We start from the raw sequence: 23,468 nt of genomic DNA on the forward strand, positions 1-23,468 counted from the left end.
CGAGGCCGCACCGGGACGCCGGAGCGGTGGGCCTGCGCCGGGTCGGGCCGATGGACACGTTCCGGGGGGCCAATGGACGACGAACCGGGGACGTCGGACGACGTCGTGGAGCTACGGGTGCACGGGGTGTCCGGTGCCGACGCCGAACAGATCCTCGACCGCCCACACAGTCACCAGGTCGCCGGGGACGGCAACGGCGGGTTCTACCGCCCGCGCCCGGGCTATCCGGACACCACCGGCCCGGCGGGTGGGACGTCGGAGGCGTACCGCTGGAGCGACCTGCCCTCCGGCACCATCATCCGGACGCTGTCGCTGATGTTCCTGCTGCCCTTCATGCTCTGTAACGTCGCGATCTGGATGCGGCCGGCCCCCCGGGACAGGTCAGGCTCCGGGATGAAGGCGATGTGCCGGCTGCTCGCTCTCAGCCTCACCCTGTTGTACGTGCTGGCGGCGATGGGCGTGGCGCTGGACCTGATCGCCTGGCGGTGCGTGCCGAACCCGTCCTGTCTGGCCGGGCGGCCGTGGCTGTCCTGGATCGGCGACCGACCTCCCGGGCTGACCCTGGCCGTCTTCGCGCTCCTGCCCCTCGGCGCGCTCCTGCTGGTCTGGCGGCTCAGCGCCCGCCCCGGCCGCAACTTCGACGCCTTTCACACCCCCCTCAGCACCTCGGGGGCCTACCAGCTCAGCGCGGTGGGCCAGTGGGACCGCGCGCCGACCGTGGACCGGCTCTGTTCACTGCACGGAGCCGCCGGCCTGACGACCCTGGGTCTCGGTCTGGTCGCCGCCCGGATCAGGTCGGGCCCGTCGCCGCTCAGCGTGACACTGGCCGTCGTCAGCGGGGCGATGCTGCTGGCCTGCATCGTGCTGGTCTGCGCGCACTCGTTCGTCGACGTGCTGCCGACCGGCTCGTACGCCGACCGGGTCGCGGGCGGGCTGCGTAACCTGGCCTTCGTACTGATCGCAGTGGTGCTGGTCGCGCTGTCGGTCGACCCCACGCCATGGCGGATCCGGGACGGGTTGCCGGGCTACGCCACCGCCGTCGGTCTGGTCATCTTCTCCCAGGCGGTCCTGCTGTTCCTGCTCGGCACCGGCGCGTTGATCGCCCGACGGCGACGCCACGGCACCGCCCACCCCGCCGGCAACGCCGGCTCGTCCAACCGTCGAGACACCGGCCGCGAGGTGGCACCCGCACCCAGTGTCGAGCCCGATGAGGCGCGTCGCGGATTCGGTCGTGACGGGCTGGGCGCCGGGCCGCTGCATGGGCTGGGCGCGCCCGTGATCGCGGCCGCCGCGACCGGTCTGGCAGTGGCGATCTCCGCCGATCTTGTCTATCGGGTCGCCGATTTCCTCAACCGCCGTGCCGACGCCGACGGTGAGCAGGAGATCAGTCCCCCGCTGGGGTACAAGTGGGCCATCTTCGTGTTTTTGGTGGCGGCGGCGGCCACCCTGGTGGCGGCCGTGATCACCGTTCTGGCCAGTCGGGCCGCCCGAACGCGTACCGCCCGGGCCACCGTCGCGCACGACTATCCCGACGCACCACCGGCCGCCGGATACCGGCTGCGCCAGATCGAGCGGATGATCGCCCGGGCGCGCTTCACCGAACGGCTGGAGACACTCGCGGTGGTGTACGCCTGTGTCGTGGGGGCGGGCATGCCCAGCAGCCTGCTCGGCATGCTGGGGCTGGCGCCGGGCACCACGGTGCAGCAGCTGACCGGCATCCCGGCGGCGGCGACCGACTTCGGCATCCAGCTGGGCAGCTTCCTCATCGGGGTGGTGGTGCTCGCGCTGCTCGTCGGCGGCATCTTCGCGTACCGCACGGCCCAGTTCCGCAGGTACATCGGTGTGCTGTGGGATCTCGGTACCTTCTGGCCACGGGTGGCGCACCCCTTCGCGCCACCCTGCTACGCCGAACGCGCGGTTCCGGAGCTGAGCCGACGCATCGTCTACCTCACCGAACAGGGGCACGGAGTCCTGCTCACCGGGCACAGCCACGGCTCGGTGCTGCTCGCGGCCACCATCCTGCAACTGCCACCCCAGGTGTGCGGCCGACTGGCACTACTGACCTACGGCTCACCACTACGCCGGCTCTACACCCGGCTGTTTCCCGCCTATGTCAGCGAGGAGGTGCTCCGTGATGTGGGCGACCGGGTCGGCTGGCGGTGGATGAACCTGTGGCGGGACACCGACCCGATCGGCGGCTGGGTCTTCTCGCCGCACCGACCGGACCGTCCGCCGACCGTCCCCGACGCCGCCGGCAGGGTGGACCGGCGCCTGTGCGACCCGGTCGACGTCGTCCCGCCGCCGGGTGACAGCGTCCCGCCACCGATCATCGGGCACTGGCCCGGCGAGGCCGACCCGCGCTTCGAGACCGCGGTGAAGGAGTTGGCTTACCGATTGCGGGCGAAGCTGCGCGAACACGACAAGCCGGCCTGAGCCGACCGGCGGTGCGGGCTATCCTCCCCGGATGGGCACCCCCCGCAGCGCCGAGCGGACCGTGATCGCGTCGAACCGCCGGGCCCGCCACGACTACGCCGTGCTCAAGACGTATGAGGCCGGCATCGTGCTCGCCGGCACCGAGGTCAAGTCGCTGCGGGCTGGACGCGTCTCGCTGGTGGACGCCTTCGCGCAGGAACACGACGGGGAGATCACGCTGCACGGGCTGCACATCGCCGAGTACGGCTACGGCAGCTGGACCAACCACGCGCCCCGGCGTACCCGCAAGCTGCTGCTGCGCCGGGTGGAGATCGCCCGGATCCTTGACCGGACCCGCGAGGGCGGGATCACCCTGGTGCCGTTGTCGATGTACTTCTCCGGCGGCTGGGCGAAGGTCGAGCTGGCACTGGCCAAGGGCCGACGATCGTACGACAAGCGGCAGGTGCTGGCCGAGCGCGACGCGAACCGGGAGATCGCCCGCGAGCTGGGCCGCCGACTCAAGGGCCGGTCCGGTCGGGCCTAGGCCCGGGAACCGAGGCCCGGGGCGGGTCGAGCCGGCGCAGCTGCACCGGAGCAGGGTCCGGCCCGGAGACCGTCGGGAACCTCGGGACGGGCCCCCGACGGTCGCTCAGCCGGCGAGCAGCTGGGCGTGGGCCGCGCGTAACCGGGTCAGCGCGGGATCACTTCCCGGCGGGCAGCGTCGATCCAGCTCCGCCCAGACCTCGGCGAGCGCCGAGGTCACCGCCCGCAGCTCGGCGGCGTGCCGACGCCCGCTCTGCTGCCGCTGAGCGTCGAGGCGCCGGGACCAGCCGGCGGTGACCTCGGCCAGACGCGCGGCGTCAGCGCGGGCCTCAGCGACGGTGCGGGCGGCCGCCGCCGGCACGATCGCGGCGACCGGCCGGGGGTCGCCGTCCCGGGTGACCACCGTGACCGAGTCGGTCAAGTCGGCCATGGCGACGAGTTGGCTGAGTCGGGTGCGCGCCTCGCGAAGGGGCAGCGAGCGCGCCGGGGCGTTTCGCGGAGTGAGGGCGGGGACAGCCATGAATACATGGTCGGTGCCGGGTACGACACTTTCCGCGACGGTCAGCGCGACGAATGGTCCCGGCGGGACGGAAACTGGGCGCCGGGGCGGGCCAGCGTCGACCGGGCGCGCAGCCCCACCGGATCGGGTGCGTCGGCGTCCGGCGTCGCGGTGGCCGTGGCCGGCTGCGGTCGCCGGGCGTCCAGGTAGGCGAGCGCGGCGCGGTCCTCGTCGGTGGGTGCGGCGAGCAACGCGTACACCAGGCCGACCACGCCGAAAATGACAAGCAGCACGATCGGGATCAGCAACGTACCGACACCGGCCCCACTGATCTCGCCGCGTTCCTCGTGCAGGTGCACCGACAGGGCGCTCATCCCGGTGAAGTGCATGCCGTTGACCGCCACCCCCATCACCAGCGCCGAGGCGAAGATCGCCGCCCCCTTGCGTACGGTCACCGCGAGCCAGAGCGCGACGGTGGCCGCGACCACGGCGATCAACACCGACAACCCCACCCGGAGGTTGTCGTAGAGCAGGCGACCGTCCAGCCGCATCGCCGCCATGCCCGTGTAGTGCATCGCCGCCACCCCGGTGCCGGTGAACAGGCCGCCACCGAGGATCCGCCTCGCCGAGAGCCGCCCGGTGCCCACGATCGCCAGCCCGGTGCCGACCGCGACCACCGCGAGCAGCGCGCTGGCAACGGTGATCGGCACGTCGTAGCGGATCCGCGACCCGGTCACCGCGAAGCCCAGCATCGCCATGAAGTGCATCGTCCAGATCGCCGTGCCGCCGAGCGCCCAGGCGGCCAGGGTGCCCCACCAGAGCTTCTGACCGGTGCGGCCGGCGGTCCGGATACGGCCGGCACAGACCAGGCCGAGGATGGAGCCGAGCACCGACAGCGCGTAGCTCAGCGCCGGTGTGATCCAGCCGTACTCAAAGTGATTGATGTCCGCCACGTGGGCTCCCCCCAGAGCTGCTACCGGCGCGTAGCGCACGCGCCGGTAACATGATCCGGGACGCTCTCACCAGGCACAACAGGCCCCCCGGGCAATTCGTGGGGTGCCGCTGCGGTAACGCAGCGATGCGTCGTTTCCGACGGCCGGCGGGCCGGTTCAGGCCGGAGAGTGGTATGCCAGCACACCCCGGTTGACGGCGTTGATCGCCTGCCGCGCGGTGGCCCGCAGCTCGGTCGAGGCACCACCGGAGTCGGCCAACTGGCCGAGCAGGTCCACCACCTGTCGGGCCCACCGGACGAAGTCCCCGGCGGGCATCTCGCCGTCGAGCTCGTGCCCGCTGGCCAGCACCTTCGCCAACGCCTCACCCCGGGCCCAGCGGTAGACCGGCCAGGCGAAACCGAGATCCGGCTCGCGGGTGACGGCCAGCCCGCGCGACGCCTCCTCGGCCTCGATCTCACTCCACAGCTTCAGGGTCGCGTCGACCGCCTCGGCCACCGCTCCACGGGGAAGCGAGGCCCGTTCGTCGACGTCGCGACGGGCCTCGAAGACCACCACCGACACCGCCGCGGCCAGCTCGGCCGGCGACAGCCCGTCCCAGACCCCGCGCCGCAGGCACTCCGCCACGAGCAGGTCCGCCTCCGTCCAGATCCGCCCGAGCGTCCGGCCGGCATCGGTGACGGCGCCGTCGGCGGCGAGATAGCCGCGCCCGGTTAGCAGCGCGACGATCCGGTCGAAGGTACGCGCCAACGACCCCGTCCGGCCGGCAACCCGCTGCCGCAGTTCCTCGGTGTCGCGTTCCAGCCGGCGACGGCGCTCGGCCCAGCGGGCGTGCTCCTCCCGCTCGGGGCAGGCGTGGCAGGGATGCCGGCGCAGCTCAGTACGCAGCTGGCTGAGCTGGTGGTCCTCGCCCGACTGCCGACCCCGGGCCCCGCGGCGGGAATGCCGGTCCAGACCAGTGCCGCTGACCTGGGCGGCCAGGTCCCGCCGGGCCGCCGGATTGCGTGGGTTGAAGTGCTTCGGCACCCGGATACGGGCCAGCACCTCGGCCGGGGTGGTGAAGTCGCCGGGGCTGATCCGGCCGGCCCAGCGGTCCTGGGTGAGCACCAGCGGACGTGGCTCGCTGAAGCCACCCGCCGCCGGATCGAGCACCACGGCCAGGCCAGCCCGCCGTCCGGACGGCACCCGGATCACGTCACCGACCCGCAGCCGCTCCAGGGCCGCCACCGCCGCCGCCCGTCGCTGGCTCTGCCCCTGCCGGGCGATGGCCCGCTCCCGGTCGGCGATGGCGACCCGCAGGGCGAAGTACTCGTCGAAGTCGCCGTGATGGCACTCCGCCTCGACGCCGTACGCCTCGATCGTCTCGGTGTTGCGTTGCACCTGCCGGGCCAGGCCGACCACCGAACGGTCCGCCTGGAACTGCGCGAACGACGACTCCAGCAGCGCCCGCGCCGACTCCGCGCCGACGCTGCCGACCAGGTTCACCGCCATGTTGTACGACGGTCGGAAGCTGGATCGCAGCGGATAGGTCCGGGTGGAGGCCAGACCCGCCACATGCCGGGGGTCGGTCTCCGGGGACCACACGACCACGGCGTGCCCCTCCACGTCGATGCCCCGTCGACCGGCCCGGCCGGTGAGCTGGGTGTACTCCCCCGGGGTCAGGTCCACGTGCGCCTCGCCGTTGTACTTGACCAGGCGTTCCAGCACCACGCAACGGGCCGGCATGTTGATGCCCAGGGCGAGGGTCTCGGTAGCGAAGACCGCCTTGACCAGGCCACGGACGAACAGCTCCTCCACGACCTCCTTGAACGCCGGCAGCATCCCGGCGTGATGCGCGGCCAGCCCGCGTTCCAACCCGTCGAGCCACTCCCAGTAGCCGAGCACCGACAGATCCTCGCCGGGGATGGCGGTCACCCGGGACTCCACCACGCGGCGGATCTCCGCCCGTTCCTCGGGTGAGGTGAGCCGCAGCCCGGCGGCGAGGCACTGCTGCACCGCGGCGTCGCAGCCGGCCCGGCTGAAGATGAACAGGATCGCCGGCAGCAGCCCCTCGCGGTCCAGCCGGTCGACGATGTCCGGACGCAGCGGCCCGCGCCAGCGGGGGCCACGCCGGCCGGCGCCGAAGCCGCCGGAGCGTCCCTCACCGAGATCCAGCCGGCGCATCGTGTCCCGCGTGTAGCGCAGCAGTTCCGGGTGCACGTCGTGCTTGCGTGCCGCCGCCGCGTCGTGGAACAGGTCGAACATCCGCTTGCCGACCAGCATGTGCTGCCACAGCGGCACCGGCCGGTGCTCGCTGACCACCACGGTGGTCTCACCCCGAACCGTGATCAGCCAGTCGGCGAACTCCTCGGCGTTGGAGACCGTCGCCGACAGCGACACCAGGGTCACCGAGTCGGGCAGGTGGATGATGACCTCCTCCCACACCCCGCCCCGGAACCGGTCGGCCAGGTAGTGGACCTCGTCCATCACCACGTACGCCAGGCCGTCGAGGGTGGCCGAGCCGGCGTAGAGCATGTTGCGCAGCACCTCGGTGGTCATCACCACCACCGGGGCGTCGCCGTTGATGGCGTTGTCGCCGGTGAGCAGCCCCACCTGCGCGGCACCGTACCGGTCGACCAGGTCGTGGTACTTCTGGTTCGACAGCGCCTTGATCGGCGTGGTGTAGAAGCACTTGAGCCGCGCCCCGTCGGCCGGTGCCGGCCGCCCCGGCGCACCCCGCAACGCCAGGTGTACGGCGAACTCGCCGACCACCGTCTTGCCGGCTCCGGTCGGGGCGCAGACCAGCACGCCACTGCCCCGTTCCAGGGCCTGACACGATTCCCGCTGAAAGTCGTCGAGGTCGAACCCCAGGTCAGCGGTGAACTCTTCCAGCGCCGGGAACTGTGAGGCCTGGGCGGCCCGGCGGCGCGCCGCGGCGTACCGCTCGGCGGGGCTCGACATGTCACCAAGATTAGTGCGTGCCCACGACGGGCACCCGGCAAGGCCGACCGCCGGGGCGGTCGGAGTGGGTCGGTAGGGTGCACGACGTGCCGGATCATGCCGAACCGACCAGCCCCGTGCCCGACGTCGACGGTCGGGGTCCGTCCCGTCGGCAGGTGCGGGCGGTCCTGTTCGATTTCCATGGCACCCTGGCGCAGGTGGAGGAGCCCAGCCAGTGGGTGCTGGCCGCCGCGTCGGCATGCGGGGTGGACCTGGACCGCGCCCGGGCGACCGCCCTGGCCGACCGGCTGCTCACCGCAGGCCGCGCCGGTGGGCCGCTGCCCGCCCGGGTACCACCCCACCTGGCCGAGTTGTGGGCCGACCGGGATCTGTACGAGCACGCTCACCGTGGTGCGTACACCGGGCTGGCCGACACGGTCGACACCGGCATCGACGGCTTCGCCGAGGCGCTGTACGAGCGGGTGCTGACGCCGCAGGGGTGGGTGCCCTACCCCGACACCGCGCCGACCCTCGCCGCGCTGCGAGCCGCCGACGTGCGGGTGGCCGTGGTCAGCAACATCGGCTTCGACATCCGGCCGCTCTTCGCCGCCTGGGGGCTGGCCGACCTGGTCGACGCCCACGTGCTGTCGTACGAGGTGGGCCGCTGCAAGCCCGATCCGGCGATCTTCTGGCGGGCCTGCGGTCTGCTCGGCGTCGACCCCGAGGAGTCGCTAATGGTCGGCGACACCCCCGCCGACGCCGGCGCCGCCGCCGCCGGCTGCGCCGCGCTGATCCTTCCCGCCGCCGACCCCGGCCGCCCCAACGCCCTCGGCTCCGTCCTCGACCTCCTGCCCACCCCCTGACCGCCGCGATCATGCAGTTGTGGCACCCGATTCGTCCGCTTGAGCGGCTTTCATCCGGTGCCACAACTGCATGATCCGCAGGGAAGGCGGGGCGGGGGTCAGCGGAGGAGGTGGAGGGTGGCGGGGACGGCGGTGACGGTCAGTGGGAGCGGGAGGGAGCGCTCGCCGTCGGCGTAGGTGGTGATGCCCTCCGCCGCGGCTAGGGCGACGGTGCGGGCGCGGTAGGTGTGCACCAGGGGATGGGCGACGTGGGTGCCGGCATAGATGCGCGGCTTGACCCGGATCAGGGTGCGTCGGTCGAACCGGCCGCCGACCACCACGTCGAGCAGGCCGTCGGTCGGGTCCGCGTCGGGACAGATCCGCATACCGCCGCCGTAGCTGGCGCCGTTGCCGACCGCCACCAGGACTGCGTCGACCTCGATCCGCTCTCCGTCGAGGGTCAGGGTGTAGCGGCGTGGCCGTAGTCGGGCCAGCTCCACCAGGATGGCCAGGTCGTAGCGGCGTGGGCCGCGCGGCCAGCGCATCCGGTTCGCCCGCTCGTTGACGATCGCGTCGAACCCGGCCGCCAGCACCGCGCCGTACCAGCGGACCGTGCCGTCCGCCCCGGTCATCCGGGCCAGGTCGACCGGCCGGCTGCGTCCCTCACGCAGGGCCGCCGCGATGACGTCGACCGCCGCCCGCGGGTCGGCCGGGTAGCCGGTCTCCACGGCGAAGTCGTTGCCGGTACCCGCCGGGACCGGCCCGAACGGCACCGAGGTGCCGGCCACGGCCTGCATCGCCCGGTGCACGGTGCCGTCGCCACCCACCGCGACCAGCGCCCCGGCCCCTTCGGCCACTGCGGTTCGGCAGGCCGCCTCGGCCTCCGCCGCACTGCCGGCCCGCAACAGCCGCACCGGCCGGTCGGCAGCCGCGAGGCGGTTCAGCAGGTCCGGCAGCAGGCCCCGGTGCCGGCCCCGCCCGGCGGTCGGGTTGGCCAGCACGGCGACGGGCCCGCCGGGCACCGATGGGTGATCGTCTGAGGTCACGGCGAGCACCGTACTGCCTGGCCGGCGCCGGCGCGAGGAGGCCGCCCAGCGTCGGGCCGACCCCGGAAGGGCCGGCCGGAACAGTCCCACCGGCCGCGGCGCAACTGTCATTTGTCATGACCGCGTGCGGCACGCATTCATATCCTTGACTGAGAACACTGGAGACGCCATAGGCCGGACGGACAGACTCGAATCCGTCAACAGGACCGCAGCCACCACCCGCACGACCGGCGTAGTCACCGCGGCCACGCCGGACGACACCGTCGCGACGACCGTGGCCAGCACCGGCCGCGTGACGGCCGCCGGGTGCGCGATGACGTCTGCCACCCCGGGCAGCGGCACCAGGCCCGTCGCGGCCGTGGTCACCGCCGGCGATCGGCCGGCACGAGCGGTCGATGCCGTCTTCGCCGGGCGGTCCCGATCCGGCAGACCGCTCCGCGACGCGCCCTTCGCCGCACACGGCCCCCGGGACACCGATGGGTGTTCCGAGGCCGTCAGCAGCTTCGCGGTAGGGACCGATCAGGTGATGTCGTCGTAGCGCCGTTCGATCGACAGCGGCCGGGCCACCGGCTCGGGGGCCTCGATCGGGCTGGCCCCGCCGACCGGCTGTCCTGCCTCCACCGGGTCCCGGTCGAACTCCAGCGGGGAAGCCTCGTCGTCGTCGGTGTCCGCGTAAAGCTCCTTACCGCGGCCCTTCCGCCGGTCGTTGAGGAACGCCACACCGACCGCGATGAAGTAGAGCAACGACAGGCACAGCGCCAGCAGCGTCATGCCGAACGGCCCTGGGTCGGGCGTGGCCACGGCGGCGAACGCGAAGCAGATGAACACCACGACCCGCCACCAGCTGAGCAGCCGCCGGGCGCTCACCACGCCGGTGAAGTTGAGCATCAGCAGGGTGAGCGGAAACTCGAACGCCACCCCGAAAAGCAGGATCATGGTGGTGACGAAGCTGATGTAGCGGGTGACCTCCAGCTGCGAGTCGGTGCCGGTGACACCCGCCTCGAGCAGAAACGCCAAGCCCTTGTCGACGACCAAAAAGGCGAGTACCGCACCGGCGGCGAACAGCGGTGCCGCGATCGCCACGAAGACGTACGCCCACTTGCGCTCGTGCCGGTGTAGCCCGGGGGCGATGAACGCCCACAGCTGGTAGAGCCAGACCGGGGCACCGAGGATGAGACCGATCCAGAGAGCCAGCTTGAGCTTGAGGATGAAGCCGTCCGCGGGGGCGAGCATCAGGAACTGCTGGCACTCGCCGTCGACCATCATCCCCGGCAGGCGGCAGTACGGCTGGCTCAACAGGTCGAACGCCGGCTGCGCGAGCAGGTAGCCGCCGATCAGTCCGACGACGATCGCCAGCGAGGCACGGAACAGCCGGTCGCGCAGCTCGCGGATGTGCTCGACGAGGGTCATCGAGCCGTCGGCGGCCCGCTCGAAGTTGCTCGGTTCGCGCTTGCGGAGTCCGAAGGCCACGGTTACCGGACCCGGGGATCAGTTCTCGCGGACGCGCTGCACCGGGTCGACGACCGGCTGCTGCACGGTGCCCTGGTAGGGCTGCTGCGGCGGTGGCGCCGGCTGCTGCGGCGGGTACGGCTGGTAGCCGGCCTGCGCGTCGGCCTTGCCGGCGAGGTCACGGTCGTCGTCGGCAAGGCTCTTCGTCTCGGCCTTGATGATCCGCAGCGAGCGACCGAGGGACCGGGCGGCGTCGGGAAGCCGCTTCGCGCCGAAGAGCAGGATCAGCACGACCACGAGTACGGCGATGTGCCACGGCTTGAGGGCACCCATGTGAAGCTCCAGTCGCTTGTGCCAACGGGGGTGGTTCCGCAGCCCATCGTACGTGCGACGAGGGCCATTGCCACCCGCCGGGGCGGTGGTGGTTCGTCCCGGCGGGTGAAGTCTCGGCCAACCGCGAGTGTCCCGTCAACCAGGCAGCTGGATCATTCTGCGCGAAGTCGACCCGCCGCGTGCAGGAGGATGCACCGTGCGGGCAGAAACGCGCACAGCGCGTTCTCCGCCGGTGGACCGGCGCCTTCAGTCGCCGCGACGGGCTTTGATCACGGTGAGCCGCTGCTGGGTCGTCTCCAGCCGGCTCTGCAACCCCTCCGCCCGCTGCTGGAGGCTCTCCGCCGCGTCACGCAGCGCCGTCGCCTCGTCGGCGCGCCGCTGCAACGCCAGCGCCGCCCGACGCAACCGGGGCAGTCGCGCCAACACGGGTCGTACCGCCAGGGCGAGCAGAACCAACGGCACCAGCACCAGCGCGAGCACGATCCATTTCAGCACGCCGGCCAGCCTACTGCCTGTCGCCGGCCGCCGCCGGGTCCGCGTCGGCGGCCACCGGCCGGGCGTACGCCTCCAGGGCCGCCACCGCCGACTCGTGGATCTGCCCGGCGAGCTCGGCCGGTGCGACGACCTCGACGTCCGGGCCGAGACCCAGCACGAACCGACGGGCCCAGCCGAGATCGCTGACCCGCAGCGACACCACCCACCGTTCGCCGTCGGACTCGACCCGCTCGCAGGGGTAGTACTCGGTGATCCACCGCTCACGCCGACCGATCCGCAACGTGATCAGCGGCAGGTCGGGCGAGGGCCGGAACGCCCCCTCGCGCAGGTCCTGCGGCCGGGCCTGCGGCGGCACCACGGCCGGCTCGGCCAGCTCGGTGACGGCGTCGATCCGGTCGGCCCGGAACAGCCGCACCGCCTCGGCGCGACGGCACCACGCCTCCACGTACGTCCGGCCACCGACCATCAGCACCCGCAGCGGGTCGATGACCCGCTCGGTGGTCTCGTCGCGCGTCGCCGTGTAGTACGTGATGCGCAGCGCGCGGCCACCCTCCACCGCGGCACGCAACTGCTCCACCCGCCCGGTGTCGCCGGGCAGCCGCACCTCCACCGGCGCGGCGACCAGGTCACCGGCCGCGTCCTCGATCTTCGCGAGAGCCCGCTCGACCGCCTCCCGGTTGGCGACTCCGGGCGTCTCGGCCAGCATGCGCAACGCCACCACCAGCGCCAGCGCCTCGTCCGGAGTGAGCCGCAGCGGCCGGTCGATGCCCGCGTCGTAGGTGATGGTCACCCGGTCACCGTCGAAGGCCATGTCGATCAGGTCACCCGGGCCGTACCCGGGCAGCCCGCAGACCCAGAGCAGCTCCAGATCCTCCCGCAGCTGCCGCTCGGTGACGCCCAGGTCACCGGCGGCCTCGGCGAGCTCGATCCCGGGCCGGGCGAGCAGGTACGGCACCAGGTTCAGCAGCCGGGCCAGCCGGTCGGCCGACGCCCGGGAGCCGTTGCGAACCGCCGGACGGGTCGTGCCGCTCACCGGACAACCGTCAGGGTGTCGTGGCGGGCGGCGATCTCCTTGAGCCGCTGGATGACCGCCTCCCGAACCTCGGGCGGCTCGATCACCCGCACGTCCGGCCCGTAGCCGACGAGGTGACCGGCCAGCGAGCAGGCGTCGCCGTACGGCAGGACCAGGCGGTCCACGTCCGACCCGGCGGTGACCTCGACCGCCCAGCGGCGCAAGCCGGCGGCCCGACCCGGGGTGACCAGCACGGTCGCCCGGCCAGGTCGCTCGACCGGGCCGGACCAGCGGGCCACGTGACTGATCAGATCGACTCCGGTGGGTGGCTGGTAGGCGCCCGGCTCACCGACGGCCCGCACCGGGCCCACCACCCGCGACAACCGGAAACAGCGGGTGGCGTCGCGGTCCAGGTCGTGGCCGACCACGTACCACCGGCCCCGCCAGCAGACCACACCCCACGGTTGCAACCGGCGCCGCGCGGGCGCGTCGCGGTCCGGCACCCGATAGTCGAAGCGGACCTCCCGCCGGTCGCGGGCGGCCGCGGTCAGTGGCGCGAACGCCGGATCGACCGTGACCATCGGCTCCAGCCCGAGGGTGGCCTGCGGATCCACGTCCACGCCGGCGGCGCGCAGCTTCGCCAGCCCCGACGAGGCGGCGGCGGCCAGGCCGGCGTGTTGCCACAGGCGCGCGGCGATGCCGACCGCGGCGGCCTCGTCCGGCTGGAGGGGAATGTCGGGCAGCGCGTACTCCCGGCGGGCGATCCGGTATCCGGGCTCGGCGTCGAAAGCGCTCGCCGTCCCGGTCTCCAGCGGTACGCCCAGCTCCCGCAACTCGGCCTTGTCCCGCTCGAACTTGCGCTGGAACGCCTCGTGCTCACGAGCGTCGTCCGGATCGTGTTCATAACCGGGCACGGTCGCGGCGATCTGCGCGGCGGTCAGGAACCGCCGCGTGGACAGCAGGCAGATCACCAGGTTGACCAGCCGTTCGGTGCGACTACGCGACACCCCGTAGACGCTAGCAGCCCGCACCCCGCCCGCAGGTACCCCACGCCACCCACTCGCCCCGTCTCGCCGATCATGCAGTTGTGGTCGGCGAATTGCCCCGGTAGACGAAGTTTGCTCCTGCCACAAGTGCATGATCGGCGGCGGGACCCGGCGGGTCGGGGTGGGTGGGTGGGGGTTAGCGTGCGGGGGTGGTGCGGTGGCGGGTTGGTGCGGTGGTCAGGGTGCGTCGGCGGTGGGCCGGGGCGGTGGAGCTGGACGTCGAGGTGGACGGCGGCGGCTCGATGCGGGCGCTGGCCTATCCCGCGCTGGTCGGTGAGCCCGAGCCGGGCGATCGGGTGCTGCTCAACGCCGGTGCGCTGCTGATGGGCCTGGGCACCGGCGGGTACGCCCTGGTCGTGGCGCTGCCCCAGCGGCTGCCGCCGGACCCACCGCAGGCCCTCGACTCCCGGGACGCGGGTCATCTGGTCAAGTCCCGCTACACCCCGCTGCAGCCGATCCTGCTCGGCGTCGACGAGGAGGCGTCACCGCACCGGGAGGTCATGGCCGCCGCCGACGACCTGGCCGGTCTGCCGGTGGTGACCGCCGACCTGCACTCCGCGCTGCCGGCGATCCTGGCCGGAATTCGGGTCGACGCGCCGCAGGCGCGGGTGGCGTACCTGCTCACCGACGGTGGGGCGTTACCCGCCTGGTTCTCCCGCACCCTCGCCGGGCTGCGTGACGAACTGGTCGGCACGATAAGCGTCGGGCAGGCGTTCGGCGGCGACCTGGAAGCGTCGACACTGCACAGCGGGCTACTCGCCGCCCGGCACGTGCTCGACGCCGACGTGGCGGTGGTGGCGCAGGGGCCAGGCAATCTCGGCACCGGCACCCGGTGGGGATTCTCCGGGGTGGCCGTCGGCGAGGCGGTCAACGCCGTGGCCACCCTCGGCGGACGCCCGGTCGGCTCGGTGCGGATCTCCGCCGCCGACCCGCGACCCCGGCACCGTGGCGTGTCGCACCACAGCCTCACCGCGTACGGCCGGGTGGCGCTGGCCCGTGCGGAGCTGGTGGTGCCGACGGACCTGGAGCCGCTGCTGGCCGCCGAGGTCGACGCCGCGCTGAAACCGCTCGCCGGGCGGCACACCCTGGTGCGGGTGGCCACCACCGGGTTGGACGCGGCGCTGCGACGAAGCCCGGTGCCGCTGTCGACGATGGGGCGCGGGCTGGACGCCGACCACGCCTACTTCCTGGCCGCCGCCGCAGCCGGCCGGCACGCCGCCCGGCTGGCGGCGCAGACACCCCCGCCACCGGCCGACCGCTGACCAGCCGACGCCGGGATGAGCCAGGGCCCTTCCCGGCACCTCAGGCGAAGATGATCAGCGCGGCCCAGGCGCCCACGATCAGGGCCAGGGCGACGGCCAGCACCCAGGTGGGCACGGTGTACTCGCCGCGGCGGTTACGCTCGATCTCGGCGCGGATCTTGTCGCGGCGGCGTTCGAGCCAGCCCTGCCGCTGAGCGCCCGGGTTGGGAGGTTCCGGAGGAATCATGACCCCACCAGCCTACCCGGGGCCGGCCGGTCGGCACGGCCCCGGTCGGCCGGTCACATGCTGGCGATCAGCCGTTCCACCCGCTCGTCGTACGCCCGGAACGGATCCTTGCAGAGCACGGTCCGCTGCGCCTGGTCGTTGAGCTTGAGGTGCACCCAGTCGACGGTGAAGTCCCGTCGCTTCTCCTGGGCGTGCCGGATGAACTCACCACGCAGCCGGGCCCGGGTGGTCTGCGGCGGCGTCTCCTTCGCCTCGAAGATCTCCGGATCGGTGGCCACCCGGTCCACGTCGCCACGCCGCTCCAGCAGCGCGTAGAGGCCCCGCCCCCGACGCAGGTCGTGGTACGCCAGATCCATCTGCGCCACCCGGGGGTGCGACAGCGGCAGGTCGTGCTTGCGCTGGTAACGCTCGATCAGCCGCAGCTTCGTCACCCAGTCGATCTCCCGGGAGACCGGTTCCAGGTCACCGGTCTCCACCGCCCGCAGCACCCGACCCCACAGCTCCACCACCCGCTTGGCGGTCTGGTCGCCGCCCCGGCGCTCGACGAACTCGGTGGCCTTGGCGAGGTACTCCTGCTGGATCTCCAGGGCGCTGATCTCCTTGCCCGAGGCCAGCCGCACCTTCCGCCGGCCGGTGATGTCGTGCGACACCTCCCGGATCGCCCGGATCGGGTTCTCCAGGGTGAGGTCGCGCATCACCACGCCACCCTCGATCATCCGCAGCACGATGTCGGCGGTGCCGACCTTCAGCAGCGTGGTGACCTCGTTCATGTTGGAGTCACCGACGATGACGTGCAGCCGGCGGTAGCGCTCCGCGTCGGCGTGCGGCTCGTCCCGCGTGTTGATGATCGGGCGGCTGCGGGTGGTCGCCGAGGAGACACCCTCCCAGATGTGCTCGGCCCGCTGGGACAGGCAGTAGACCGCGCCGCGCGGCGTCTGCAACACCTTGCCCGCGCCGCAGATCAGCTGCCGGGTGACCAGGAACGGGATCAGCACGTCGGCGAGCCGGCCGAACTCACCGTGCCGGGACACCAGGTAGTTCTCGTGGCAGCCGTACGAGTTGCCGGCCGAGTCGGTGTTGTTCTTGAACAGGTAGATCTCTCCGGCGATGCCCTCGTCGTGCAGCCGCTTCTCCGCGTCGATGAGCAGCCCTTCCAGGATCCGCTCGCCGGCCCGGTCGTGGGCGACCAGGTCGACCACCGAGTCGCACTCCGGGGTGGCGTACTCGGGATGTGAGCCGACATCCAGGTAGAGCCGCGCGCCGTTACGCAGAAAGACGTTGCTCGACCGACCCCAGGACACGACCCGGCGGAAGAGGTACCGGGCCACCTCGTCAGGGGACAGCCGCCGCTGTCCGCGGTAGGTACAGGTGACGCCGTACTCGGTCTCCAGACCGAAGATTCGCCGTTCCATGATGAGACATTAGCCGTAAGGAGGCCCTGTTCGTCACTGTCAGGGAGCTGCCGGCCTCAGCCGTCGGTGGAACCGGCCATGACGGCGAGAGTCTCGACATACCGACGGCACGCGTCGTACTGCGGCAGCAGCCCGGCCGCCCGGGCCTGCGCCAGGGTCGGCGCCGCGGCGTCGCGGGCGGACAGTTGCGCCCCGGTGGTCGGCCAGTCGATGCCCAACTCGTCGTCCAGCGGATACACCGTGCGCTCGGCCGACGGGTCGTACGTGGTCGAGCAGAGATAGGTCACGGTGGCGTCGTCGGTCAACGCGCAGAACCCGTGGCCGAGCCCCTCGGCCAGATAGACCGCGCGCCGGTCCACGTCGTCCAGGCGCACCCCCTCCCACCTGCCGAAGGTGGGCGAGCCGAGCCGCAGGTCGACGATCACGTCCAGCACGGCCCCCCGCACACAGGTGACGTACTTCGCCTGCCCCGGTGGCACGTCGGCGAAGTGGATGCCGCGCACCACGTCCCGGGCCGAGATGGACAGGTTTGCCTGGGCCAGTCGCAGCGGATGCCCGACCACCTCGCCCAACCGGTCGAAGCGGTACCACTCCAGGAACAACCCGCGCGGGTCGCCGTGCTGCTGCGGGGTGATCTCCCAGGCGCCCTCGACGCTCAACGGCCGCAGCTTCATCGGGCCGCCCCCACCTCGAAGAACTCACCCGTCGGCTCCTGCCGCCCACCAGCGGCGAGCAGATCGAGCAGGTAGTCCCCGTAGCCGCTCCTGGTCAACGGCTCGGCCAGGGCACGCAACTGGGCGTCGTCGATCAGCCCGGCCCGCCAGACAACCTCCTCGACACAGCCGATCTTCATGCCCTGTCGTTCCTCGATCACCCGGACGAACTCCGCGGCCTGCATCAGCGAGGTGAAGGTGCCGGTGTCCAGCCAGGCGGTTCCCCGGTCCAGCACGGTGACCGACAGCTCACCCCACCGCCGATACGCCTCGTTCACCGCCGTGATCTCCAACTCGCCCCGGGAGCTGGGGGTGAGCCCCCGGGCGATCTCCACCACCCGGTTGTCGTAGAAGTACAGGCCGGGCACCGCGTACCGGGACGTCGGGTGCTGCGGCTTCTCCTCGATCGACAGCACCCGACCGTCGGCGTCGAAGTGCACCACGCCGTACGCCTGCGGATTGGCCACAGGGTAGGCGAAGATCCGGCCACCCACCGGCTCGCCCGCCGCCAACTGCCGATCCAGGCTCATCCCGTGAAAGATGTTGTCGCCGAGGATCAACGCCACCGAGTCGTCGCCGATGAAGTCCGCGCCGAGCACGAACGCCTGCGCGATGCCCTCCGGGCGAGGCTGGGCGACGTACTCCAGCCGGAGCCCGAACTGACCGCCGTCGCCGAGCAGCCGCTGGAACTGGCCCTGCTCCTCCGGCGTGGTGATCACCAGGATCTCGTGTATCCCGGCCATCACCAGGGTGGAGAGGGGATAGTAGATCATCGGCTTGTCGAAGACCGGCATCAGTTGTTTCGACACCGCCCGGGTGATCGGCCACAGCCGGGACCCGGTGCCACCGGCCAGCAGGATTCCACGCATCCCGCGCAGCCTACCGGCGATCGGACAAGCAACCGCGCATCGCCTGCACTGTCGATGTGGCCGTTTCGCGTAGACTTTCGGACTCGTGAGGATCCTGGTCACCGGCGGCGCCGGCTTCATCGGCTCGGAGTACGTCCGGACGCTGCTCGGCGTTCCCGGTGGCGACGCGGCGGACGTGCCGCCGTGGGAACCGGCCCAGGTCACCGTGCTCGACGCGCTCACCTACTCCGGCAACCTGGCCAACCTCGCGCCCGTGGCCGACGACCCCCGGCTGCGCTTCCTGCCGGGCGACATCCGTGACCCCGACGTGGTCGACCGGGCCGTCGCCGGGCAGGACGTCGTCGTGCACTTCGCCGCCGAGTCCCATGTCGACCGCTCGATCGCCGGTGCCGCCCCCTTCGTCACCACAAACGTCCTCGGTACCCAGAACCTGCTCGACGCCGCGCTGCGCCACGGCACCGCCCGGTTCGTGCACGTCTCCACCGACGAGGTCTACGGCTCCATCACCGACGGCGCCTGGACCGAGGACTGGCCACTGGCCCCCAACTCCCCCTACTCGGCGTCGAAGGCCGGCTCCGACCTGCTCGCCCTGGCCTACCACCGCACCCACGGACTCGACGTGGTGGTGACCCGCTGCTCCAACAACTACGGGCCCTACCAGTACCCGGAGAAGGTTGTACCGCTGTTCGTCACCAACCTCCTCGACGGACAATGCGTCCCGCTCTACGGGGACGGCGGCAACGTCCGCGACTGGCTGCACGTGCACGACCACTGCCGCGGCATCGCCCTCGTCCAGGACAGGGGCCGCGCCGGCGAGATCTACCACATCGGCGGCGGCACCGAACTGACAAACAAGGAACTGACCGCCCGACTCCTCGACGCCTGCGACGCCGGCTGGGACCGGGTGACTAACGTCGCCGACCGCAAGGGACACGACCGCCGCTACGCCCTCGACATCACCAAGATCAGCAAAGAGCTCGGGTACGCCCCCAGCATCACCCTCGACACCGGTCTCGCCGAGACCGTCCGCTGGTACCGGGACAACCGCGCCTGGTGGGAGCCGCTGAAAGCAGCGAACGCGTGAGGTTGCTGGTGACCGGCGCCGGCGGGATGCTCGGACGCGACCTGGTCGACGTCCTCGCCGCACGACCGGAACACCAGGTCACCGCCGTCACCCGCACCGAACTGGACATCACCGACAGCGCCGCCGTGCACGCCGCCGTCGACGGACACGACGTGGTGGTCAACACCGCCGCCTGGACCGACGTCGACGGGGCCGAGACACACGACTCGGCGGCCACCGCCGTCAACGGCGACGCCGTCGTGCACCTCGCCACCGCCTGCGCCGCGCACGGCGCCCGCCTGCTGCAGCTGTCCACCGACTACGTCTTCGACGGCACTGCCAGCACCCCCTACCCCGAGGACGCGCCGACCGCCCCGCTCAACGCGTACGGTCGCGGCAAGCTCGTCGGGGAACAAGCGGTGACCCGCCTGCTGCCCGACACCGGATACGTGGTGCGTACCGCCTGGCTCTACGGCACCCACGGCCGCAACTTCGTCACCACCATGCTCGACCTGGCCGACCGGCGCGACACCCTCGACGTCGTCGACGACCAGCGCGGCCAGCCGACCTGGTCCCACGCCCTCGCCCGCCACCTGGTCAAGCTCGCCGAGGCCGCCCACACCGGACACGCCGCACCCGGGATCTACCACGGCACCTGCTCCGGCGAGACCACCTGGTACGGCCTCGCCCGCGCCGTGTTCGCCCAGCGCGGCCTCGATCCGGACCGGATCCGCCCCACCACCAGCGCCCGGTTCGTGCGACCCGCAGCCAGACCGACGTACAGTGTGCTGGCACACGGCCGGTGGGCGGAGGCCGGGCTGCCGCCCCTACCGGACTGGCACGCCACCCTGGCCGACGCGTTCACCCTCGCCGCCCCACCCTCCCCGCAGAAGGTCGTATGAAGCTCACCCTGGTCACCGGCCTGACCGGCCTGCTTCTGCTGGCCGCCATCGTCGAGCTGCTGCGCCGCCGCCAACTACGCGAGAAGTACGGCATGCTCTGGCTCGGCCTGCTGTTCGTGGTGATCCCGCTGTCGCTGTTCCCCCGGCTGCTGGACGGCGTCGCCGACCTGCTGGGCGTCGCCTCCGGAGTCAGCCTGGTGCTCTTCCTCGGCATCGTCTTCCTCCTGCTGGTCTGCATCCACCTGAGCTGGGAGGTCAGCGCGCTGGAGGAGGAGACCCGCACCCTCGCCGAGGAGTTCGCCCTGCTCCGCGCCGAAGTCGAAGCCGAACGGGTGGCACGGGCGCAGTGGCCCCGCCCCCTGGACCGGACGGAAGTGACCTCCCGCGATGGTTGACGGCAAGCGACTCCTCATCATCGTTCCGGCGCTCAACGAGGCCGCCACCATCGGCGACGTCGTCGGCGAGATCCGCGGCGAACTACCCGCAGCGGACGTGCTCGTCGTCGACGACGGCTCCACCGACCACACCGCCGCCGTCGCCACCGCCGCCGGCGCCCGCGTCGCCCGGCTGCCCTACAACCTCGGTGTCGGCGGCGCCATGCGGCTCGGCTACCGCTACGCCCACGACCACGACTACGACGCCGCCGTGCAGGTCGACGCCGACGGGCAGCACGACCCCCGGTACGTGCCGAAGCTGGTCGACCTGCTCGACGACTACGACCTCGTCATCGGGGCCCGGTTCGCCGGCGAGGGCGAATACACCGTACGCGGCCCCCGCCGCTGGGCGATGGCCGTGCTGTCGCTGGTGCTGTCCGGCCTGGCCGGCGCCACGCTGACCGACACCACCAGCGGCTTCCGCGCCGCCAACCGCCGGATGATCGCGATGTTCGCCCACTGGTACCCCGTCGAGTACCTCGGCGACACCGTCGAGACGCTGGTGCACGCCGCTCGCCGCGGCTACCGGATCCAGCAGGTCCCGGTCGCCATGCGCCGCCGGATGGCCGGCACCCCCAGCCACTCCCCCACCCGGGCGTTGATCTATCTCGGCCGGGCGCTGGCCGTCCTCACCCTCGCCCTCATCCGCCGGTGATCCGCCGCCTGCTCCGTCTCGTCCCACCCGGCACCGTCGGCGTCGCCATCGGACTCGCCGTGGTCGGACTGGCCTCCTACGTCCACCTCGCCGTGGCCGGACACAACCTCGACGCCGCCGACTACTCCTCACTGTCGGTGCTCTGGTCCGTCGTGTTCACCCTCGGCATCGGCGTGTTCCTCCCCGTCGAGCAGGAGGTCGCCCGCCTCGTCGCGGCCCGGCACACCCGCGGGCTACCACCCGGGCCGGTACTGGCCCGCGGCGCCGCCGTCGCCGCCGCCGTGCTCGGCCTGCTGCTGGCGCTCACCATCGGCGGCGCGGACCTCCTCACCGACCGGCTCTTCGACGGCGACCCCGCGATGGTGCCCGCCCTCGGTGGCGCGCTGGCCGCCCTGGCCGTCGCGCACACCAGCCGAGGTGTGCTCTCCGGCCTGCGCCGCTTCGGCTGGTACGGCTCCCAGCTCGGCCTCGACGGCGGACTGCGCATCGTCCTGGTCGCCGCGCTCGCCGTCGCCGGTGTCGACTCCCCCGTCGCCTACGCGCTGGTCCTGGTCGCGGCACCGCTGGCCGCCGTCGCTCTGACCGTAGCGCCGGTCGCCCGGACCATCGGCCGCGGACCGACGGTCCCCTGGCCGCCGCTGCTACGCGGACTCGCGCTGCTCACCGTCTCCAGCCTGCTCGCCCAGGTGGTCGTCAACGTCGGAGTGATCAACGTACGGCTGCTCGACCCGACCGAGGTCGCCGTCGCCGGGGCGCTGCTCTCCGCGCTGGTGCTGGTCCGCATACCGCTGTTCGTCTTCGGCGCGATGCAGGCCGCGCTGCTACCCGGTCTGTCCACCGCCGCCGCGACCGGCGACGGACCCGCCTTCCGCGCCCTGCTCCACCGATCCCTGGCCGTCGTCACCGCCCTCGGGGCCTTCGGCGGCATCCTCGCTGCCCTGCTCGGCCCGGCGCTCGTGCGGGCTCTCTTCGACACCCCCGACGTCCTCGGCCACGGCGACTTCGCCTGGCTCTCGGTGGCCACCCTGGCGTACCTGTGGGCGATGGTGCTCGGTCAGGCCCTGCTGGCCCACGGCCGGCACCACGCCCCGGCACTGGCCTGGACCATCGGCGTCGCCGCGCTGGTCGTCGCGACCCTGCCCCCGCTGCCCGTCGCGCTGCGCGTCGAACTCGGTTACACCGTCGGCTCCGTGGTGGCCGCCGGCATCATGGTCACTCTGCTACGCCGCCGCCGGGCCACCCCGCCCGGCCCACCGATCGCGGCGCCGTTGCCCGCCACCACCAGCGGAGGAACCTGATGAGCCGGCCCCGCGTCACCGCCGTGATGCTCGCCTACGGCGCCGAACCCTGGCTGGTCGACGCCGCGCGGGCCGTACTGGCCAGCACCGGCGTCGACGTCGAACTGATCGTGGTCGACAACGGTTGCACCGGGCACGGCATCGACGTGGTCAAGGGCCTGCCCGGCGTGCGGGTCATCCGGCCGGAGGCGAACACCGGCTACGCCGGCGGCTGCAACCTCGGTGCCGCCGAGGCCACCGGCGACTGGCTGACCTTCGTCAACTCCGACGCCATCGTGGCGCCCGACGCCCTCGCCAAGATCATCGCGGTGGCCGCTGAGCCGGGGATCGGCGCCGCGATGGCCTCCATCCGGCTCGCCCACGACCCCGACCTGATCAACACCTCGGGCAACCCGCTGCACTTCACCGGCCTGTCCTGGGCCGGCGGCAACGGCGAACCGGTAAGCGCCCACGCGAGGCGCACCGCCGTACCCTCGCTGAGCGGCTGCTGCTTCGTCATCAGCCGGCACCGCTGGCAGGAACTCGACGGCTTCCCCGACGAGTACTTCGCCTACCACGAGGACACCGAACTCAGCCTGCGGCTGTGGCAACGCGGCCTCCGGCTGGAATACGTGCCCGACGCCGTCGTCCTGCACCACTACGAGTTCTCCCGCAACGACCTCAAGCTCTACCTGGTCGAACGCAACCGCCTGCTCACCCTGCTGACCGCGTACCAGGGCCGGACCCTGGCACTGCTGGCACCGATGCTGCTGCTCACCGAGGCTGCCATGCTCACCGCCGCGCTGGCGGGCGGCTGGGGACACCAGAAGACCCGCGGCTGGGCGTGGCTGTGGCGGCACCGGGACTGGATACGCGCCCGTCGGCGCCGCCTACAGGCCGAACGCACCGTCGGCGACGGTACCCTCGCCGACCTGATGACCGCCCGCGTCGCTCCGTCGAACGTGGCAGCACCACCCGGGATGGGCGTGTTCAACGCGGTCGCCGCAGGGTGGTGGGCGGTCGCCCGGCCGCTGCTCGCCCGCCACTGACCCACCCCGAAGCCGCGCACCGTACGCCGGCCGGCGACCCGAACGACGCGGTGCCCGAGC

The 23,468-nt window shown here is 72.3% G+C and carries 23 protein-coding genes; 10 read left to right on the top strand and 13 right to left on the bottom strand.

The window, feature by feature from the left end; genetic code table 11:
- Positions 1 to 72 precede the first annotated feature (72 nt).
- Both O7601_RS22525 and smpB read left to right on the top strand, forming a co-directional pair.
- Positions 73 to 2,433, top strand: a complete 2,361-nt coding sequence (locus O7601_RS22525; RefSeq protein ID WP_281563077.1) for a hypothetical protein — start codon at positions 73 to 75, stop codon at positions 2,431 to 2,433.
- 31 nt (positions 2,434 to 2,464) lie between these two features.
- Positions 2,465 to 2,956 (top strand): SsrA-binding protein SmpB, encoded by a 492-nt coding sequence (smpB, locus tag O7601_RS22530; protein WP_281563078.1) that lies wholly within the window; start codon positions 2,465 to 2,467, stop codon positions 2,954 to 2,956.
- A gap of 105 nt (positions 2,957 to 3,061) precedes the next feature.
- On the opposite strand, the gene O7601_RS22535 is transcribed toward smpB, so the two are convergent.
- From O7601_RS22535 to O7601_RS22545, 3 genes are all read right to left on the bottom strand, one after another.
- Positions 3,062 to 3,475, bottom strand: a complete 414-nt coding sequence (locus O7601_RS22535; RefSeq protein WP_281563079.1) for a type II toxin-antitoxin system Phd/YefM family antitoxin — start codon at positions 3,473 to 3,475, stop codon at positions 3,062 to 3,064.
- 41 nt (positions 3,476 to 3,516) lie between these two features.
- Positions 3,517 to 4,407 carry an MHYT domain-containing protein gene (locus O7601_RS22540; protein ID WP_281563080.1) on the bottom strand — a complete coding sequence of 297 codons (891 nt, stop codon included), beginning with the start codon at positions 4,405 to 4,407 and terminating at the stop codon, positions 3,517 to 3,519.
- Between the two features lie 156 nt (positions 4,408 to 4,563).
- Complete coding sequence (locus O7601_RS22545; RefSeq protein WP_281563081.1) at positions 4,564 to 7,344, bottom strand: DEAD/DEAH box helicase; 2,781 nt, start codon at positions 7,342 to 7,344, stop codon at positions 4,564 to 4,566.
- Between the two features lie 86 nt (positions 7,345 to 7,430).
- Here O7601_RS22545 and O7601_RS22550 point away from each other — a divergent pair, with 86 nt between their 5' ends.
- Positions 7,431 to 8,186 carry an HAD-IA family hydrolase gene (locus O7601_RS22550; protein WP_281563082.1) on the top strand — a complete coding sequence of 252 codons (756 nt, stop codon included), beginning with the start codon at positions 7,431 to 7,433 and terminating at the stop codon, positions 8,184 to 8,186.
- Positions 8,187 to 8,284: 98 nt separating this feature from the next.
- Here the strand turns inward: O7601_RS22550 and O7601_RS22555 are convergent, their stop codons facing one another.
- From O7601_RS22555 to O7601_RS22580, 6 genes are all read right to left on the bottom strand, one after another.
- On the bottom strand, positions 8,285 to 9,220 hold the full coding sequence (locus O7601_RS22555; protein WP_281563083.1) for a diacylglycerol kinase: 936 nt from the start codon (positions 9,218 to 9,220) through the stop codon (positions 8,285 to 8,287).
- A 510-nt stretch (positions 9,221 to 9,730) separates the two neighbouring features.
- Positions 9,731 to 10,681 (bottom strand): twin-arginine translocase subunit TatC, encoded by a 951-nt coding sequence (tatC, locus tag O7601_RS22560; RefSeq protein WP_281563084.1) that lies wholly within the window; start codon positions 10,679 to 10,681, stop codon positions 9,731 to 9,733.
- An 18-nt stretch (positions 10,682 to 10,699) separates the two neighbouring features.
- Positions 10,700 to 10,993, bottom strand: a complete 294-nt coding sequence (tatA, locus tag O7601_RS22565) for a Sec-independent protein translocase subunit TatA (protein WP_281563085.1) — start codon at positions 10,991 to 10,993, stop codon at positions 10,700 to 10,702.
- 246 nt (positions 10,994 to 11,239) lie between these two features.
- Positions 11,240 to 11,488, bottom strand: coding sequence for a hypothetical protein (locus O7601_RS22570; protein ID WP_210933935.1), 249 nt, complete (start codon positions 11,486 to 11,488; stop codon positions 11,240 to 11,242).
- 10 nt (positions 11,489 to 11,498) lie between these two features.
- Positions 11,499 to 12,521 carry a YafY family protein gene (locus O7601_RS22575; protein ID WP_281563086.1) on the bottom strand — a complete coding sequence of 341 codons (1,023 nt, stop codon included), beginning with the start codon at positions 12,519 to 12,521 and terminating at the stop codon, positions 11,499 to 11,501.
- A complete protein-coding gene (locus tag O7601_RS22580) occupies positions 12,518 to 13,507 on the bottom strand; it encodes a WYL domain-containing protein (RefSeq protein WP_281563087.1) in 990 nt (329 codons plus the stop codon). The genes O7601_RS22575 and O7601_RS22580 overlap by 4 nt, the downstream gene beginning before the upstream one ends.
- A 188-nt stretch (positions 13,508 to 13,695) precedes the next feature.
- On the opposite strand from O7601_RS22580, the gene O7601_RS22585 reads away from it, so the two are divergent.
- Positions 13,696 to 14,808, top strand: coding sequence for a DUF3866 family protein (locus O7601_RS22585; RefSeq protein ID WP_281563088.1), 1,113 nt, complete (start codon positions 13,696 to 13,698; stop codon positions 14,806 to 14,808).
- Between the two features lie 40 nt (positions 14,809 to 14,848).
- On the opposite strand, the gene O7601_RS22590 is transcribed toward O7601_RS22585, so the two are convergent.
- The 4 genes from O7601_RS22590 to rfbA are packed head-to-tail and all read right to left on the bottom strand — an operon-like array spanning position 14,849 to position 18,028.
- The gene (locus O7601_RS22590) at positions 14,849 to 15,034 is read right to left on the bottom strand and encodes a hypothetical protein (RefSeq protein ID WP_281563089.1); all 186 of its coding nucleotides are present in this window, start codon (positions 15,032 to 15,034) and stop codon (positions 14,849 to 14,851) included.
- 53 nt (positions 15,035 to 15,087) lie between these two features.
- On the bottom strand, positions 15,088 to 16,446 hold the full coding sequence (gene pafA, locus O7601_RS22595; protein WP_093405965.1) for a Pup--protein ligase: 1,359 nt from the start codon (positions 16,444 to 16,446) through the stop codon (positions 15,088 to 15,090).
- Positions 16,447 to 16,502: 56 nt separating this feature from the next.
- The gene (gene rfbC / locus O7601_RS22600) at positions 16,503 to 17,120 is read right to left on the bottom strand and encodes a dTDP-4-dehydrorhamnose 3,5-epimerase (protein ID WP_281563090.1); all 618 of its coding nucleotides are present in this window, start codon (positions 17,118 to 17,120) and stop codon (positions 16,503 to 16,505) included.
- Positions 17,117 to 18,028, bottom strand: coding sequence for a glucose-1-phosphate thymidylyltransferase RfbA (gene rfbA, locus O7601_RS22605; protein WP_281563091.1), 912 nt, complete (start codon positions 18,026 to 18,028; stop codon positions 17,117 to 17,119). The genes rfbC and rfbA overlap by 4 nt, the downstream gene beginning before the upstream one ends.
- A gap of 85 nt (positions 18,029 to 18,113) precedes the next feature.
- On the opposite strand from rfbA, the gene rfbB reads away from it, so the two are divergent.
- From rfbB to O7601_RS22635, 6 genes are read left to right on the top strand one after another with little or no spacing between them, the layout of a single operon-like run.
- Positions 18,114 to 19,112 carry a dTDP-glucose 4,6-dehydratase gene (gene rfbB / locus O7601_RS22610; RefSeq protein ID WP_281563092.1) on the top strand — a complete coding sequence of 333 codons (999 nt, stop codon included), beginning with the start codon at positions 18,114 to 18,116 and terminating at the stop codon, positions 19,110 to 19,112.
- The gene (gene rfbD, locus O7601_RS22615; protein WP_281563093.1) at positions 19,109 to 19,993 is read left to right on the top strand and encodes a dTDP-4-dehydrorhamnose reductase; all 885 of its coding nucleotides are present in this window, start codon (positions 19,109 to 19,111) and stop codon (positions 19,991 to 19,993) included. The genes rfbB and rfbD overlap by 4 nt, the downstream gene beginning before the upstream one ends.
- Entirely contained in the window at positions 19,990 to 20,388 is a 399-nt protein-coding gene (locus tag O7601_RS22620) for a DUF2304 domain-containing protein (protein ID WP_281563094.1), read from the top strand. Before rfbD ends, O7601_RS22620 begins: the two co-directional genes overlap by 4 nt.
- Positions 20,381 to 21,082, top strand: coding sequence for a glycosyltransferase family 2 protein (locus O7601_RS22625; RefSeq protein ID WP_281563095.1), 702 nt, complete (start codon positions 20,381 to 20,383; stop codon positions 21,080 to 21,082). Before O7601_RS22620 ends, O7601_RS22625 begins: the two co-directional genes overlap by 8 nt.
- Positions 21,079 to 22,380, top strand: a complete 1,302-nt coding sequence (locus tag O7601_RS22630) for a polysaccharide biosynthesis protein (protein WP_281563096.1) — start codon at positions 21,079 to 21,081, stop codon at positions 22,378 to 22,380. The genes O7601_RS22625 and O7601_RS22630 overlap by 4 nt, the downstream gene beginning before the upstream one ends.
- Positions 22,380 to 23,408 carry a glycosyltransferase family 2 protein gene (locus O7601_RS22635; protein WP_281563097.1) on the top strand — a complete coding sequence of 343 codons (1,029 nt, stop codon included), beginning with the start codon at positions 22,380 to 22,382 and terminating at the stop codon, positions 23,406 to 23,408. Before O7601_RS22630 ends, O7601_RS22635 begins: the two co-directional genes overlap by 1 nt.
- Positions 23,409 to 23,468: the final 60 nt, after the last annotated feature.

The sequence above is a fragment of the Verrucosispora sp. WMMD573 genome (assembly GCF_027497175.1).
Lineage (GTDB): Bacteria > Actinomycetota > Actinomycetes > Mycobacteriales > Micromonosporaceae > Micromonospora.

Bases quoted from the DNA above. Each gene is read 5' to 3' on its own strand.
- O7601_RS22535 (WP_281563079.1), bottom strand. From the start codon at position 3,475: ATGGCTGTCCCCGCCCTCACTCCGCGAAACGCCCCGGCGCGCTCGCTG.
- O7601_RS22625 (WP_281563095.1), top strand. From the start codon at position 20,381: ATGGTTGACGGCAAGCGACTCCTCATCATCGTTCCGGCGCTCAACGAG.
- O7601_RS22545 (WP_281563081.1), bottom strand. From the start codon at position 7,344: ATGTCGAGCCCCGCCGAGCGGTACGCCGCGGCGCGCCGCCGGGCCGCC.
- tatA (WP_281563085.1), bottom strand. From the start codon at position 10,993: ATGGGTGCCCTCAAGCCGTGGCACATCGCCGTACTCGTGGTCGTGCTG.
- O7601_RS22525 (WP_281563077.1), top strand. From the start codon at position 73: ATGGACGACGAACCGGGGACGTCGGACGACGTCGTGGAGCTACGGGTG.
- O7601_RS22590 (WP_281563089.1), bottom strand. From the start codon at position 15,034: ATGATTCCTCCGGAACCTCCCAACCCGGGCGCTCAGCGGCAGGGCTGG.
- rfbC (WP_281563090.1), bottom strand. From the start codon at position 17,120: ATGAAGCTGCGGCCGTTGAGCGTCGAGGGCGCCTGGGAGATCACCCCG.
- pafA (WP_093405965.1), bottom strand. From the start codon at position 16,446: ATGGAACGGCGAATCTTCGGTCTGGAGACCGAGTACGGCGTCACCTGT.
- rfbA (WP_281563091.1), bottom strand. From the start codon at position 18,028: ATGCGTGGAATCCTGCTGGCCGGTGGCACCGGGTCCCGGCTGTGGCCG.
- O7601_RS22635 (WP_281563097.1), top strand. From the start codon at position 22,380: ATGAGCCGGCCCCGCGTCACCGCCGTGATGCTCGCCTACGGCGCCGAA.
- smpB (WP_281563078.1), top strand. From the start codon at position 2,465: ATGGGCACCCCCCGCAGCGCCGAGCGGACCGTGATCGCGTCGAACCGC.
- O7601_RS22620 (WP_281563094.1), top strand. From the start codon at position 19,990: ATGAAGCTCACCCTGGTCACCGGCCTGACCGGCCTGCTTCTGCTGGCC.